16 protein-coding genes, 1 pseudogene and 3 riboswitches are annotated in these 15,775 nt (G+C 44.2%); of the genes and pseudogenes, 2 read left to right on the top strand and 15 right to left on the bottom strand.

The annotated features are described in order from the left end of the window. Positions 1–4: 4 nt before the first annotated feature. From CYJ37_RS06420 to CYJ37_RS06380, 10 genes are all read right to left on the bottom strand, one after another. Entirely contained in the window at positions 5–2,125 is a 2,121-nt protein-coding gene (locus CYJ37_RS06420; protein WP_101548620.1) for an MMPL family transporter, read from the bottom strand. Between the two features lie 138 nt (positions 2,126–2,263). Further along, positions 2,264–2,752: a hypothetical protein gene (locus tag CYJ37_RS06415; protein WP_022544601.1), complete on the bottom strand. Its 489-nt coding sequence runs from the start codon at positions 2,750–2,752 to the stop codon at positions 2,264–2,266. Between the two features lie 102 nt (positions 2,753–2,854). Next, entirely contained in the window at positions 2,855–3,292 is a 438-nt protein-coding gene (locus tag CYJ37_RS06410; RefSeq protein WP_101548618.1) for a PH domain-containing protein, read from the bottom strand. 191 nt (positions 3,293–3,483) lie between these two features. Beyond that, the gene (gene kdpDN / locus CYJ37_RS06405; protein WP_101548616.1) at positions 3,484–4,632 is read right to left on the bottom strand and encodes a KdpD-like non-kinase potassium sensor; all 1,149 of its coding nucleotides are present in this window, start codon (positions 4,630–4,632) and stop codon (positions 3,484–3,486) included. Between the two features lie 71 nt (positions 4,633–4,703). After that, a complete protein-coding gene (gene kdpC, locus CYJ37_RS06400) occupies positions 4,704–5,285 on the bottom strand; it encodes a potassium-transporting ATPase subunit KdpC (protein WP_101548614.1) in 582 nt (193 codons plus the stop codon). 27 nt (positions 5,286–5,312) lie between these two features. Continuing rightward, a complete protein-coding gene (gene kdpB, locus CYJ37_RS06395) occupies positions 5,313–7,454 on the bottom strand; it encodes a potassium-transporting ATPase subunit KdpB (RefSeq protein WP_101548612.1) in 2,142 nt (713 codons plus the stop codon). Positions 7,455–7,470: 16 nt separating this feature from the next. Beyond that, the gene (gene kdpA, locus CYJ37_RS06390; protein WP_374703154.1) at positions 7,471–9,132 is read right to left on the bottom strand and encodes a potassium-transporting ATPase subunit KdpA; all 1,662 of its coding nucleotides are present in this window, start codon (positions 9,130–9,132) and stop codon (positions 7,471–7,473) included. Between the two features lie 32 nt (positions 9,133–9,164). Further along, a complete protein-coding gene (locus CYJ37_RS27995) occupies positions 9,165–9,242 on the bottom strand; it encodes a potassium-transporting ATPase subunit F (RefSeq protein ID WP_083783119.1) in 78 nt (25 codons plus the stop codon). Beyond that, positions 9,242–9,349: a hypothetical protein gene (locus CYJ37_RS27990; RefSeq protein WP_009794614.1), complete on the bottom strand. Its 108-nt coding sequence runs from the start codon at positions 9,347–9,349 to the stop codon at positions 9,242–9,244. The genes CYJ37_RS27995 and CYJ37_RS27990 overlap by 1 nt, the downstream gene beginning before the upstream one ends. 19 nt (positions 9,350–9,368) lie before the next feature. Next, positions 9,369–9,770, bottom strand: coding sequence for a hypothetical protein (locus tag CYJ37_RS06380; RefSeq protein ID WP_009794615.1), 402 nt, complete (start codon positions 9,768–9,770; stop codon positions 9,369–9,371). Between the two features lie 429 nt (positions 9,771–10,199). Next, a riboswitch (cyclic di-AMP (ydaO/yuaA leader) is annotated at positions 10,200–10,342 on the bottom strand. Positions 10,343–10,554: 212 nt separating this feature from the next. Between CYJ37_RS06380 and CYJ37_RS06370 the strand changes: the two genes are divergently transcribed. Together CYJ37_RS06370 and glnA are read left to right on the top strand one after the other, a co-directional pair. Then, positions 10,555–10,959, top strand: coding sequence for a DUF2294 domain-containing protein (locus tag CYJ37_RS06370; RefSeq protein ID WP_374703153.1), 405 nt, complete (start codon positions 10,555–10,557; stop codon positions 10,957–10,959). Between the two features lie 130 nt (positions 10,960–11,089). Next, a riboswitch (cyclic di-AMP (ydaO/yuaA leader) is annotated at positions 11,090–11,229 on the top strand. 32 nt (positions 11,230–11,261) lie between these two features. Beyond that, positions 11,262–11,405: riboswitch (cyclic di-AMP (ydaO/yuaA leader) on the top strand. Positions 11,406–11,501: 96 nt separating this feature from the next. Further along, positions 11,502–12,848, top strand: a complete 1,347-nt coding sequence (gene glnA, locus CYJ37_RS06365; protein WP_101548608.1) for a type I glutamate--ammonia ligase — start codon at positions 11,502–11,504, stop codon at positions 12,846–12,848. 687 nt (positions 12,849–13,535) lie between these two features. On the opposite strand, the gene CYJ37_RS06355 is transcribed toward glnA, so the two are convergent. From CYJ37_RS06355 to CYJ37_RS06335, 5 genes and pseudogenes are all read right to left on the bottom strand, one after another. Beyond that, complete coding sequence (locus CYJ37_RS06355; RefSeq protein WP_257964215.1) at positions 13,536–13,688, bottom strand: superinfection immunity protein; 153 nt, start codon at positions 13,686–13,688, stop codon at positions 13,536–13,538. A gap of 156 nt (positions 13,689–13,844) precedes the next feature. Then, on the bottom strand, positions 13,845–14,318 hold the full coding sequence (locus tag CYJ37_RS06350) for a GNAT family N-acetyltransferase (RefSeq protein WP_101548604.1): 474 nt from the start codon (positions 14,316–14,318) through the stop codon (positions 13,845–13,847). 163 nt (positions 14,319–14,481) lie between these two features. Further along, on the bottom strand, positions 14,482–14,736 hold the full coding sequence (locus tag CYJ37_RS06345) for a hypothetical protein (protein WP_101548602.1): 255 nt from the start codon (positions 14,734–14,736) through the stop codon (positions 14,482–14,484). Between the two features lie 129 nt (positions 14,737–14,865). Further along, positions 14,866–15,165, bottom strand: a complete 300-nt coding sequence (locus CYJ37_RS06340; RefSeq protein WP_257964190.1) for a cell division protein FtsK — start codon at positions 15,163–15,165, stop codon at positions 14,866–14,868. A gap of 127 nt (positions 15,166–15,292) precedes the next feature. Beyond that, positions 15,293–15,746, bottom strand: a pseudogene (locus CYJ37_RS06335) (GNAT family N-acetyltransferase). Between the last annotated feature and the right edge of the window lie 29 nt (positions 15,747–15,775).

Below are 15,775 nucleotides of genomic sequence, written 5' to 3'. Positions count from 1 at the left end.
TGTGCTATTGATTATTATGAGAGGTCTGATGATCTTTCTCAAATGCTAATATCAAAGCTGGCAGCAGCACTCCCCGAACCAGGAAAGTATCCATCAGGATACCGACTGCGACCATAAAGCCAAATACGAATAAATCAGCAATCGGCATCGTGGTCAGGGCCGCAAAGGTGGCAGCCAGGATAATACCAGCAGATGAAATCACTCCGCCCGTATTGGTCATGGCAATTTCCAGGGCCTTTTTTACACCATGGGCCTTTCTTTCCTCCATAAAACGGGAAACAAGAATGATATTATAATCCACTCCCAATGCCACCAGGAAGATAAAGGCATAAACAGGCACGCGGGTGCTTATCGCATCGAAACCGAACAGAACATCTACCAGGAAGCTTCCAAGACCCAATGCAGAAACATATGACAGCAGGATAGTCCCCACCATATAAATAGGCATTTTAATAGAACGGGTAAGGGCTATTAGGAGACCCAGAATTAAGACCGTTTCAAGGATCATGATCATCACAATATCTTTATTATTTACATTTCTCTCATCAACCAGCTTTGCCGTAACTCCTCCATAATACGCTTCCCCGTCAATAGAAAGATTCCGGAGCATTTCTGGTGATGACTCCTGGAGATTCTCCATAAAATCAATTGCCTCTCTTGAATAGGGATTCATCGATAAAGCCACACTCAACTTTAAAGCATTGCCATCCTCAGTTTGTCCATCCTTCCGGACTGATGCGATGCCGTCCAGACTTTCCAATTCTGCTTTGATTTCGTCCGTCTTTTCCTTCGACAGGGACTCACTGCTTTCAATGAGCAAAGTAGAAGGAGCAAGCTCTCCCTTATCAAACTGGGACTCCACAATTTCATATCCGGCTCGGGACGGCAAATCTTCAGGGAACTTCTTCACTGTATCGAATTCAAACTCAATGTTCATCACATTGATTGCTGTCACAACCAGGAAAATCCCTGTCAAACCGCCGCTAATCCATGGTTTTCTGACCACCAGCCTTGCAATCGATTTCCAAAACGTGTGTTTCAGACCCTCTTTATCCCCATATTTCGGCACCTTCGGCCAAAACGCCTTACGTCCAAATAGGGTAAATAACGCAGGTACAAGCGTAATGGAAGCAAGCATAATAAAGAACAGGGCCAGCCCGAATACCGGGGCAAAGTTCTGATAATCACGGAAATTAGCGAAAAATAAGACCAGCATGGCGGCCATCACTGTACCGCCCGCGAAAAAGACTGGCTCACCCGTAGCGCGCATGGCATTTTTCATCGCCGTATATTTACTCTCCACTTCATTAAGCCCTTCACGATAACGGGAAAACACAAATAAAGAATAATCAATAACAGCCGCGAAGAGCAGGATGCTCATAATGGAAGTCGTCGAGTTATTGATTTCCAGCCCGGCAGCCCCCATCAGTGCAACACTCTGATTTACCACCTGGTAGACGATGATCGTAGCCAGAAGCGGGATGAACGCAAGCAGCGGCGAACGATAAATGACAACCAGCAGCACCAATACAATCACAATCGTTGCTAGCAGCAACACGACATCTGCCTGTTCAAACAGCTTCGTCGCATCTCCTGCAATTCCCGCTGGCCCTGTAATATAGAATTTTGTGCTTTCTAATGTATCCGCAATTTCATTGCCGATTTTTGATGCTCTATCGTTAATTTCTGAATAATCCTTGCTTCCAAGACCTTTTTCCAATTCCACCGGGACAATTACCGTTGATTCATCTACGGAAATGAACCCTTCCATTGCCTGGGGAGGAAGCTTGCTGATATCAACGATTCGATCAATCCCTTTAATATCTTCTGCAAGAATTCCTTTCACAATCTCATTGACTTCATCTAATTGAATATCACCGGATTTATTATGAAAAACAAGGATTCCAGGGGTTCCCTGCTCATTTGGAAATAACTCCTCTATCTTATTCTCAGCAATTATCGATGCCGCCTCATCAGGGAGTGATTGGAAATTACTCACTTTATAGTCACCAAGCTTTGGCCCGGCACTTAAAGCTATCATCAGTACCAGCCAGACTATGATTGTGATCCACATCCCCCGTTTTGTTGATACCCAGTCTGTAATAGGGGTCAGCCATCTTTTCATTACATAGCCTCCTTTTTATTATTTGCTCCCCATTATAAATTTCTAATATAAATTCAATATCAACTTTTGTTTACAAAAAAGGCGCCTGGCCCCTCATACTTCAAAGAGGGACCAGGCCCCTTTTTATAAAATTACTCTTCAAGCTAAATACGGAGATCGAAACTCCTCAACAAACAGCCCCGCCTCCAGGACATTCCTCCGGGCTTGGGGGCAATCCTTATTCGTACCAATAAACATATAATAGTCATAACCAAAATGAACAAAAAACTCTTTTCTGAAGCTTAATTTACACCAGACAGCTTCCCTCAAGGTTAACCTCGCCATTTCCGTGATTTCTTCTTTCCGGACGGCTTTCCCTATCCAGATATCTGAGAGGAAAAGCAGTTTCTCCTGGACCGCTGCCGCTTCCGTCCACATCTCAAGAGCATTAACATAAAGTCTGTCCACTCCCGCCTCATCCATAAAAGCAGTGATGGCTTGAATGTAGTTTGTTTCAGTACGCAAGTATTCCTCTTCACCGACCTTGGTGCCTACCTCTGAAAAACTAGTCCATTCGCTGTCATCGAGATAATTGCCGTATGCATCCCTTTTTTGAGGATCATATTTTGTCACTCTATAATAATTCACTATGCACCTTCCTAACGTTGGGGTATGGGGAAAGTGCCAAGGGGTCAGGTCCCCTGGCCCTACTTCAAAAAGTGAGCCAAGGGTCCTGTCCCCCTGGCTCCTTCAATCTTGTATGGTGATGCCGGGACATCGCTTTTTTAACTCAGCAATAAACTCCCTTTTCTCTTTTGGAGAAATTTTTATACTTCCGAAGGCTGTTGTTTTGTTGAAAATTTCAAGGGCATCCCTCGATGACAGTATTCTGTATCCAGTAAAAATATCATTTGCAGGAGATACCTTTATTATATTTTCGTAAGAAATCCTGCTTCTAAACGGCCCGCCTTTTATAAATAAATAATCTTTATAGAAAATATATTTAACCGAAAAAGCAGTCCATAAAATAAAACCCGTCACTATCAGGAATGTTGAAGCAAGTATCAGAACCGCTGGCAATTGAGTGCCGCCTTCAATGAATAATGGGAAGAATGAGCCAAAAGCAATCACGAGCGCAGCCAGAATTAAACTAGTAAAAAAAGCATCTATTTTTGAACGAAACACCATAAAAAGCACCTCCCATAAATAAATATCTTATTATATACGTTTTAATAAAATGAAAGTTTCAGACTTGGTGGGTGACCCAAGAGGCCGGGGGGACAGGTCAGTGGCTCAGCCTTAAAAGTGAGCCAAGGGACCTGTCCCCTTGGCCCAAGGAGGCAGTGGGCCCACCCGGCAGCCCAGCCCACCCCCGGCCCCTATCTCCCATCCGCCACGATATGGATGTCTATGTTGGATGTTTCTCTCATGATCATGTTGACGATGGATCCTTTTTTGATTTCCTCCCATCGGGTCCTGGCTGACTGGCCTAAGAGTATTTGGGTGACATTCAGTTTTTTTGCTACTTCAATGATGACAGCTGCAGGTTTTCTGCTGCGTTTCTCTTCTAATATTATTGTCGCGTTAAACTGTTCTGCGAGCATTTGCCATTCTTTTATTTTCTGCTCATTAACCGGACTGCTATCACTGCGTTTTTCTGCGGTTACATTCAGGATGTATAGTTCAGCTTTCATCCTATGGGCCATCCGCCAGCCCCGCCTTATTAATTTTTCGGCAGTGGGGCCGTATTGGACGCAGACAAGTATTTTCTCGTTCACACCGATAGGGCCGTTTTCGAGGCTGCCGCTGATCTGCTCGATCCTTTCATCAACATCGTTGGCAATCTCCCTTAGAGACAATTCACGCAGGGCTGATAGATTATTAATCGTAAAGAAATGGGACAGGCTTTGTTCGATTTTCTCTGGTGCATAAATCTTTCCGTCCGAGAGTCTCTTCCGCAATGTTTCCGGCGGGATATCAATCAGCTGAATTTCATAGGCCTTTTGCACAAAGGTGTCCGGGACCCGCTCTCTTACCTTAACCCCTGTAATTTGCTGGACGATATCATTGACGCTCTCGAGATGCTGAATATTCACGGCAGAAAAAACATCAATCCCGGCATCGAGGATAAGGGAAACATCCATATACCTTTTTGGATTTTCAGATCCGGGGATGTTAGCATGAGCCAGCTCATCGACAATGACAAGATCTGGTTTCCGTTCTATGATGGCCTCTACATTCAGTTCATAAAACTTCTTCCCCTTATAGGGAATAAATTTTATAGGAACCTGTTCAAGGTCTTTGATTTGCTCCTCCGTCTCTATACGGCCATGGGTCTCTATGAAGCCAATGACCACATCTTTGCCCTCTTTCTTCAAATCTGAAGCATCTTGCAGCATTTTATAAGATTTGCCGACTCCAGGGGCTGCCCCTACATATAATTTAAGTTTTCCGCGGCTGGATTCAGTGATTTCATGAAGAATCTCTTCAGGTGTTCTTCTTCTAAAATAAAGATGATTTTGTTTCATTCCCGTCACCTCGATTCAAGATCCGCATACGCAAAAGGCACCCTAACCAATATGATTAGGGAGCTTTTTCACTACTGCAATAATTTATCCAAGCCAAGATTAAGCATCAGAACATTAACACGTTCTTCACCAAACATGCCCAGCTCTTTGCCTTGGGTGTTTTCTTGGATCAGCTTTGTTAATTGGTCTTCCGATAGCCCCGTTTCATCTATGATTCTGTTAACCTGGGCCAGCGCTCCCTCTACTGAGATATGGGGATCCAGCCCTGAACCTGAGTCAGTAACCAGATCGACCGGCACCTCACTGATTGGCGTATCAGGATTAGCTGTTTTCCAGGAATCTATTGACTCTTCCACCCGCTGGAGCAGATCTCCATTGGAAGGGGCATAGTTATTGGAACCGGATCCTGCCCCGTTATATTCAATAGCTGAAACCCTTCCATGGAAGTATTTCGGATTTGTAAAATTTTGTCCAATCAATTCAGATCCAACCACTTCATTCTGTTCGTTATAAATCAAGCTTCCATCTGCTTGATCCGGCATGATGGCCTGTGCCATTCCAGTTGTCGCAATAGGATATATCAGGCCGGCGAGGATCATGATGGTAAAGCTGGACCTGATGATTGGACCCGCAATCTTTTGTTTGTTTTCCATCAGTAGCTTCCTTCTTTCATATAAAATTTAGATAAAAATTGAGACGAGCATATCTATTAGCTTGATTCCGATGAACGGTACAAGGACACCGCCCAGTCCATATATGGTTAAGTTTCGTTTCAATAAGCTGTTGGAGCTCATCGGTTTGTATGCGACCCCTTTCATAGCAAGCGGGATCAGCAATGGAATGATGACTGCATTGAAGATCAAGGCCGAAAGGATGGCAGACAATGGCGTTGACAGCCCCATGATGTTCAAAGCAGACATCTCGGGAATGGCCAGCATGAACATGGCCGGGATGATGGCAAAATATTTCGCGATATCATTGGCGATACTGAACGTCGTCAGTGCTCCGCGGGTCATAAGCAATTGCTTTCCTATGGAAACCACTTCAATGATCTTGGTTGGATTGGAATCGAGATCCACCATATTGGCGGCTTCTTTGGCTGCTGTTGTACCGCTGTTCATCGCAAGGCCCACATCTGCCTGGGCCAGCGCAGGTGCATCATTGGTGCCGTCGCCTGTCATGGCCACTAGCTTCCCTTGGGATTGCTCATACTTGATCACTTCAATCTTATCTTCCGGTTTACACTCAGCGATGAACTCATCCACACCCGCTTCCTTCGCTATGGTGGCAGCGGTCAGAGGATTATCGCCAGTTGCCATGATTGTTTTAATGCCCATTTTCCGTAGCTGGTCAAAGCGTTCTTTCATTCCAGGCTTCACTGTGTCCTTCAGATAAATCAGGCCAAAGATTTTTCCTTCCATCGCAACGGCCAAAGGTGTACCGCCTTCACGGGCAATTTCCTTTGCTTCTTCATCCAGATCAGCCGGAATCTTTCCTCCCTGGGCCCTTACCCAGCTTTTGACTGAATCGACTGCCCCTTTCCTCACCTGGCGGCCATCCTTCAGATCGATCCCGCTCATTCTGGTCTCTGCCCTGAACTCAATGACCTGGCCTTCTGCAGCCACCGAACCATCGAGTCTGCTGCCTTTTTCCTTCAGCAATTCTATGGTGGAGCGCCCTTCAGGTGTTTCATCATGCAGGGAGCTGATCCCTGTCCAGTAGTGGAGCTCTTCTAAAGAAGCATCTCCCACTGGGATGAAATTGCTCGCCATCCGGTTCCCAAATGTAATCGTACCTGTCTTATCCAGAATAATTGTATTGATGTCCCCTGCAGCTTCTACTGCTTTCCCTGACATGGCAAGAACATTGAACTGGGTAACACGGTCCATCCCCGCAATGCCGATTGCCGACAGCAGTCCCCCGATCGTCGTCGGGATCAGGCAGACAAGCAGTGAAATCAGTACAGGTATTGCAAGCGAGAACCCAAGGTAATTCGTGAAAAATGGAAGTGTGACAACCACGATCATGAAAGTTAACGTCAAGCTTGTGAGCACAGTGTTCAAAGCAATTTCGTTAGGCGTTTTCTGGCGTTCTGCTCCTTCTACTAATGAAATCATCCGATCTAAGAAAGACTCGCCAGGATTGCTGGTGATTTTCACTATAATCTGGTCACTGACCACCCTTGTTCCGCCCGTAACAGAATTGAAATCACCGCCAGCTTCCTTGATGACAGGAGCCGATTCACCCGTGATGGCTGATTCATCCACAGACGCCAGGCCTTCGATGACCTCACCGTCGCCGGGAATCATTTCACCCTGTGAAACCACGACTATGTCGCCTTTCTTGAGAGATGTTGAAGCCGTTTTTACTGTTTTTCCATTGGCTTGCAAAAGGTTTGCTGTAATTTCCTGTTTCGATTTTTTCAAAGAATCAGCCTGCGCTTTTCCGCGTCCTTCTGCCAGTGCTTCAGCAAAATTTGCAGATAATACAGTAAACAGCAGGATCAGGGCCACGGTGATATTGAACCACGGTTCAACCTCGCTTCTGCCAAAGGCATCAGGCGTAAAGCATAAGATCAGTGTAATGATGAAACCGATCTCCACCACGAACATAATCGGATTCTTCACCATTTTTCTCGGGTCAAGCTTCGTAAAAGACTCCTTAAGCGCCTGAACCACCATCGCTTTATCCATCATTTTATTTTCATCCTTATTGTCTTTATGGTTAGGCTGCTGGGGAACATGGGGCTGAAAAGATTTTTTGTCCTCTTTGCCATGCAGCCCTGCAGCTTGATTTGCTTCTTTTAACACATGATTAGCCATGATTATTCACTCCCACCTACAATGTCAGATATTCTGCGACTGGCCCCAATACAAGTGCCGGGAAGAATGTCAGTGCACCTACAATAAAGAAAGTACCGACCAGAATCACTCCGAAAAGAGGGGTATCTGTGCGGAAAGTCCCGATTGTCTCGGGAACAATCTTCTTCGATGATAGTGAACCAGCGACAGCCAGCATGGTGACAAGCCCAAAGAATCTTCCTGCATACATGACGATGCCTGTTGAAATATTCCAAAATGGTGTTGCATCCCCAAGCCCTTCAAAACCGGATCCGTTATTGGCAGCGGAAGAGGTATATTCATACACAACCTGTGAGATTCCATGGAAGCCGCTGTTTGAGATGGCTCCGGCACCAAGCGGCGTATACAAGGCAATTGCAGATGCACCCAGTATCAAAAGAGGATGCATAAGCATTGTTAAGGCGATGAGCTTCATTTCCCGCCCTTCTATTTTCTTGCCCAGGAATTCAGGTGTACGGCCCACCATCAGCCCTGAGAGGAATACGGCAATCATGGCATACATGATTACATTGATGAATCCTGCTCCAACCCCGCCGAATACTGTATTTAAGAGCATGTTGGAAAGGGCCAGCATTCCGCCTATAGGTGTCAGCGTATCATGCATCGTGTTGACGGCACCTGTTTCAGAGGCTGTTGTGACAAGCGCATAGAAGATGGATTGGCCTGTGCCGAACCGGACTTCCTTCCCTTCCATGCTGCCTTGATCTGTATTAATTCCCAGTGCATTCAATGCAGGATTGCCTTGATATTCATAGAACAGGGCAGTGCCAAGGAATACAGTGAAGACCATCAGCATTGATACAAACAAGACACGTCCCTGTTTGGCATTTCCGAGCATTTTTCCATATGCAAACGGCAAAGCAGTCGGCAATAGGAACATCAGCAATATTTGAATGATGTTGCTGATAGCATTCGGATTTTCAAACGGATGAGCTGAATTGACTCCAAAAAAACCGCCGCCATTATTGCCAAGTTCTTTGATGGATAAAAATGTCCCGACAGGTCCGCGCGCGATCTCCTGGGCAGTCCCCTCGATCGTATTGACTGTTACAGTAGGCTCCAATGTCTGCGGAACCCCCAATGCGACCAGAATTAATCCTGACACAATGGCGATTGGCATCAAAACACGCGTAATCGCTCTGAATAAATCAACAAGGAAGTTTCCAATTTCTTTTCCAGACAGCGCCCTGACAAATGCGATGGCAGCTGCCAAAGCCGTTCCCGGCGCCGCAAACATCATAAACAGAATTCCAATCATCTGCCCGAGATAGGAAAGGCCCGACTCACCGCTGTAATGCTGCAGATTGGTGTTGGTCATAAAGCTGATGGCTGTGTTAAAGGCCAAGGTTGGATCCATGCCAGGATTCCCGCTCGGATTCAAAGGCAGGATGCCCTGCAGCCGGAAAACCATATAGACTAGGAGAATCATAAATCCATTGGCTAAAACAAGCGTCATGGCATACTGCTTCCATGTTTGGTTTATCTTTTTGATACCGCTGATTTTAAAGAGAATGTTTTCGATCGGGCCGAACACTTTATCCAGCCCTGTTTGGCTATAATCAAAAGCCTTTGCCAGATAGATGCCGGCAGGCTTTGCTATCAGAATCACCGCCGCCATAGTGACAATGATTGAAAGAATCGTCGTAATCACCTTTTTTTACCCCCAAGTAGTTAAAATTTCTCCGGATTAAGTAATACATAGAATAAGTACAATGTAGTAAACGCCGTAATGCCAAGCAGCAGAACCATTATTTATTTTCACTTCCTTGCTCTACGGCTTCAGCGGACCAACTGGCAAGTCCGAGCATTAAAGCCGGCAGGATGATGAAAAGGCTGACCATGATAATGTCCGACATTTTGATAACCTCCTGATTTCTAACTTAATAGACATGAAATATTGCTGCTTTTGGAATACACCACATATTTTGCTCCATATGTGCAATAAAGGCGCATTGGATAGCCATGAACCGTGGCAGCGACAATGATAGGTGCACAAGTGCTGTTCCTGATGACCTTCAGCAGGGTGCATGTTTCTGCAATCTCACTTTCAAAGACAATCACCTTCATGAACCGTCCCTGGAGAATCAAGTACTCATCTTTGAGGCCGAACTCCACCACACGCTGATGGCCCCTGCTTTTTAAAGCTCTGATCACTTGAGGATCAGATGAAACAAGGCAGCATGAATGCGAATCGCTCAAATGGCTTTGTACCCGCAGGAGCACTTCTTCATTTGGAATGCAGACAAGTATGGCATCCTCTGTTTGAGGCAGTGTCAACACAGTTACCTCCCTTCTTTTTTAAAGCCCTGATTTACTCGTTGCTCAGAGATCATCAAAAAGCATTATCATGCCTGAAAAGTTGTGAAAGCGTTTGTTCTCAGCTGAAATACTGGAAATAAAAACCATATTCTGAATACAAAAAGAGACCAATGATTACTTCTCCCCCAATATGAATCCAAGAGCACAGATCATCCGCATCTTTGTCCAGATGCAAAAAACTGCATAGAAAAATCTCTTGTTCATTTGGAGAAAAAGCACCCATTGGTCTACTTAACACCCAGCCGGCTGGCATCAGCCCTCTATGTGTTCTGTCTTCCATGTTCACTTTTTCAAGATAGGCATAATAAAAAGACCTTCTTATCACTCAAGCTGCCCTGTCCGTTGTTTGACACAACAAAAAGGGCCCCCTGAAAAGGCGGTCTCTATGACCTCCTTCGCTTTAGCCGACGAAGTTAGCTGACGGGTAGGATGGCGAAAGAGTTTGAATCTCATCCCTTCTGCAATAGCAGAATTAACCCCTGTTGATTGGTTCCTCCGTTCTCGTTTCCGAGACTAGGCCGAATATTGAGTTGTTTGATTGCTGTTTACGAAAGCAATCGTACTCCTGCTCAAGGAAAATGTAAATCTTAAAAAAATGCCATATTTGGCTGTTTTTTTTGATATTGAGGATTTTTCTTTAGTTTTTCTCTTAAATGCTGACTAATTAGCTGTTTTTCGATGTTTTTTGAAATTCATATTTTTATTGACTTTAGCAGTGCCTCTCACTAACATAAACCTTGAAATTCGCTATAACTTTGAAAATCTCAGGGAGGAACTGGAATTGCAATCTTCTAAACGACGATTAGAGGCTGAATTAAGTGAAGCATTCATCAAGCTGCAAAGGGAGCTGATCGGCCGCGGGCCGCAGGAGACCAGGACATATATTGTGGAGGATATGGTCATTGCCAGATTCAAAGGTGTCCTGACTGTGGAAGAAAAGCACCTGGTTGAACATGAAACCGGCAGGCAGCTTGTCAAAAAGATGCGGCAGGTTCTAAGAGAAATGTACAGCACGAACATTGAGGAGATAGTCGAAAAACATACCAAATGCAAAGTCCTTTCAAGCCACAGTGACATCAGCACCAAAATGGGAGAACGCATGGAAGTGTTTGTGCTCGATAGAAACCTGGAAAAATGCCTTGAGTAAAAAAGTTGTATTTCTTTAAAAAAGAGAGCATTTTCGAGAAAAGTGGATTTTTCTAAAGAAATTCAATCCTAATTTCTTATTTTCCGGGTTTTTCCTTTATGCGAGTGGAGATTATCATAAATCCTAATTCTGACCTGATCCGCTGAATCCATACAGAACGGAGGACCCAACTGATTATTCCAGAATAATTATGGGGTGAAGCCGAAAGGCCGGGGGACTTCTGCCTTCCGAACCCGTCAGCTAACTTCGTAAGCGTTGCAGGAGAGAGGAGCGATATCCATCCAGCCTGATTACAATTAAATGGCACTGAAACGCTGAATCTTATTGAGCGGGGGAACCAACTTTTGACTGCATGCTGCAGTCTTGGGGTGAAGCCATGAATGGCAGGGAGACTCTTACCTTCCTAATCCGACAGCTAACTCCGTAAGCGTTGTTTAAGAGAGTGATCGTTGCCATACAAGCAAACGTTTGTTTACCTGTGCCTAAGCTGCGGAGAATACTCTCCGCAGCTTTTTTAATTTTAGTAAAAGGGGATCGTGCCGATGACTCAGGTATCAGAGCAAAACAAAAATTATATTAAAATAAAAGAAGCCCAGAAAAAATATCATATAGAACTTCTTCATCTTCAATTTGTTGATTTAGAAGGAGTCCTTAAGCATGTGACCATTACCTTTGATCAGCTGGACGATGCCTTAGAGGGGAAAATCATGTTCGATGGCTCCTCCATACAAGGTTTCAGCCCTATCAACCAATCAGACTTATACCTTAAGCCGGACATAAACACTTTTTCCGTCATTCCATGGTCGATAGAAGAAGGATATAGTGAAGCCAGGCTTTTGTGCAGCGTGGCCAATCCTGATGGCACCCCATTCGAGGGTGACCCCCGCAATGTACTGAAGAGGACGGTCGAGAAAGCGGCAAGCTATGATTATTCAATCAGCATCGGTCCGGAACTGGAATTCTTTTTATTTGGGATGGATGAGAGTGGCAATCCTACGACAGTTCCTCAGGATAGCGGAGGATATTTCGAACCGGCCCATGACCTGGGTGAAAAAGTCCGCCTGGAAATCTACCGGACCTTAAAGGCCATGGGATTCAAGATTGAGGCCTCCCACCATGAGGTCGCAATGGGCCAGCATGAAATTAACTTTAAGTTCATGGATGCCCTGGCATCAGCCGACAATGCCACCACATATAAATGGATCGTGAAAAATATCGCCAAAAACTTCAACCTGCACGCCTCCTTCATGCCGAAGCCAGTCCAGGGATTGAACGGTTCCGGCATGCATGTGAATATTTCAATGTTTAAAGACGGGCAGAATGTATTTTTTAACGAAAATGATCCAAACGGACTCTCGGAAGATACTTATTATTTCATAAACGGCCTGATGAAAAACATTGCGACTCTTACAGCCATCACCAATCCAACAGTCAATTCCTATAAGAGGCTTGTCCCGGGGTTTGAAGCGCCTTGCTATATGGCCTGGTCCACATGCAACCGGTCGACCCTGATCAGAATTCCCTCATCACGGGGAGCCGCAACCAGAGTGGAAGCACGCCATCCCGATCCATGTGCAAACCCTTACCTGGCTTTTTCGGTGATTGCAGAAGCAGGGCTGGAAGGAATCCGATTAAAGCAAAGGCCTGCCGATCCCATTAATGAAGACATATACAGCATGCCCGAATCCAAAAGAGAATTACTCCGGATCAGCCACTTACCGGACAATCTGGAAACAGCACTCGATTTATTGGCAGACAGCCCTCTCGCAAGAAAAATTCTCGGCGATCACATTTTCAGGAAGTTCATTTCTCTAAAAAGAGCTGAGTGGAAGGAATACCGGAACACAGTGCACGACTGGGAGCTTAAGAGGTATCAGATGAAGTTTTGAAGATGTGGGGCCGGGGGGTCAGACCCCTTGGCCCAGTCTCAAAAAGAGCCAGGGGGTCTGGCCCCTTAGCTCTTTTTCTGTAAAAAATTGGTGATTACGAGACTCCAATTGATTAAAATAAAAGATAGATTGAGAGCGGGGAGGAATCTAATATTAAATCGCTGATTGGGAGAATAATCTCAGCAACAGGCATACTGTTTTTCATTTCTTTGCCACTTACCATCTTTTTGGTCCTATTCTTAACTGTTATGTCCACAGACTCAGATGAAAAAGGAGCCATAACATTTAGCCTGCTGCTGCTGGCTGCCTATATCATCCTTGTTTTAATTTACATAGTCCTTGTTTCCCTTAAGCAGTTTCTCTGGAACAAGTACCAGCTACGGCAGAAAATACTTAATAATTGGGAAAAGTACAAGATTGTCTTGATTATAGCAGGCATTCTTTTAATCTTGCTATTCCGCGGTCCACTGATCGCTATTCTTAGTATATGGTTCATTGATTGGGTTTCTGAAAGAATGAAGAATTGGAAAGCATTTTGGGTCTGGTTCTTTGCGCTTACTCCATTCTTACTGCTGTTTATTTATATCTTATTAATTGTAGGCATGGTTGGCTAAAAGGGCCGGGGGGACAGACCCCTTGGCCCAGTCTCAAAAAGAGCCAAGGGGTCTGTCCCCCTGGCTCTTCGTCCTATCTTCCCAAAACGTGATCCCGCTGATCCTTCCTGACAGCTAAAAATAAAGCTGCAAACCAACCTATCACACTCCACCCTAAGAATAAATTTATAAAGTATATTGCTACTCTGTTAGACTTATTTTTTCTCTTGGCTATGATGCTTGGGATAAAATAAAAAGCTATCCCGATAAGTAAAGGTATAATTTCTATTAAAACTCTCCCCCTTCATTTTGTTTGGGAACGCAGATACTCGGGGACAGGCCCCTTGGCCCAGCTTCAAAATGAGCCGTGTGATCTGTCTTCCTGGTTCTTACCCAGCCGCTATTACAATATAAACTCCATTCTCCTGCTCTTCGTCGTCATCCCGATTGACCTGTAAAATTCAATGGCAGGAGCGTTTTCCTCAGATACTCCCAATTCAATACTATCAACTTGAAGGCTTCTTCCAAAATCAAAAACGTATTCAGTAAGTTTTTTTCCGATACCTTTCTTTCTATGTGCTTCAGCCACACATAAACTCTTTATATATAATATCTTCCTCGCCTTTACAAAAGTATTTTCAATTACTTCTTCTTCCTTTGCCACTGTCACGCCGACTATATCCTTAGAAAAAGCGGCCACAAAAATATGGTGTTCTCCATCAGTTAATTGGCTTTCAAAAAACGCCCTTTCGACTGGAGTGGAATTTTCTTTGTACAAATCCGGTCTTACATCAACATGGAATTCATGAACCTGCCTAAATAAAGGCAGCAATGACTCATAATCACTTTGATTGGCATTTCGAATAAGTATGTCCATATTGTTCACCTCAATCTTTTTAAAGGTTACCAGCCCTATTCTTGTATAACGTGGATCAGCAGCTGTTCTAAGATATAATCACCCATTTTATCATCGCAGAGGGCTGACCCTTTAATTTAATAATAGAATCAGGCATAAATTGGACTTACCCCTGCACTGCCCGTTATCTGTTACTAAAAACCAAACTATTATCAATAAAGACCTTGCAGTTTACTGTAAAGATACCGCCAAGGGTCACCTTTATGTTTTTGGTTAAATTATCATTGCTTTTAAGTACACCTTCCAGAGTTGCTCTAATTGCGACCCCTAAATTCTCATCCTGCAATTTACCATCAACATATAACTTCTCACCAAAAAACCAGGAATTAACCACTTGAATATGATGTCCCTCATAATTAAAATCAAACACTTTCTTCATAGTGAATTCCTCCTCTCCTTTTAAAGTATACGAGTTGAGACACAATAAGTTCCAAAGAGCCAGGGGGACAGACCCCTTGGCCCATCTTTAAAAAAAGCCGAGGGATCTGTCCCCCTGGCCCGAAATGGCTTAAAATATCAACTCATGAGTTTGCCCTGTAACAAACATGTACAGTCCAAATATAGATAGAATGATTCCCAAATAAAACGTCCAGCGGTTATCTTCTTTGTCTTTGTCAAAAGTAAAAAAGGTTATGGAACAAAAGATAAGATTTATAACAGGAATAAAGCCGTATTGAGGTCCAATAGCAAACGCAACGCCTCCCATTATCAGCCCAATAATTCCATACGGATTCTGCCCTTTAATTCTTTCAATATAATCCTTCTCTTGTTCCGACAAATCCTCATCCCTATCACCCAAAATGTCCATATGCTTCATCCTTCAGGAAATGAATCAATTTACCAAATGTCATATTCTCACCTGCTTTAAGAAGGCCGCAGGGACAGGTCCCTTGGTCCAGTCTAAAAAAGAGCCAAGTTACCTGTCCCCCTGGTTCTTACCTATGCCCATCTTTGCGCGCCTGTATATATCCATAATAAGCACAGGTGCCATTCTGGGATAAATCTTTCACTTCAAAACCGCAGGTCTCATAGAATTTGAAATTGTTTGCTGAGGTATGTGCGAACCAATCACCATAGGGAAGCTTCTGTACACAGAGTTCAACAAGTTTTTTTCCTATGCCCCTTCCGCGATATTCTGATAGAACAGCCAAATCCATTATATTTGCAGCCATAATCTGGTCAGAAATCACTCGTACCATTGCAATCATTCTATTTTGATCCCAAACTGTAAATGCCCAGGTTGAGTTTTGAAATATCAAAGTAAACTTCTCTTTCTGCCAGGATGGCGTATTCCTTGCCCATCCGGCATCTTCGAAAAGCCTCAACCTGATCAGCAGGAACACCCTCAGTGCATTCCCTAATGACCAATCCATTGAAATATTGATACATGTGTATTCCCCCTTTATAAGGCTTAACCT

Origin of the sequence: Bacillus sp. UMB0728, assembly GCF_002858875.1 — a bacterium.
Taxonomy (GTDB): domain Bacteria; phylum Bacillota; class Bacilli; order Bacillales; family Cytobacillaceae; genus Bacillus_AB; species Bacillus_AB infantis.
Note: the sequence above shows the minus strand (reverse complement) of the source record. Positions and strands in the feature narration are given on the sequence as shown.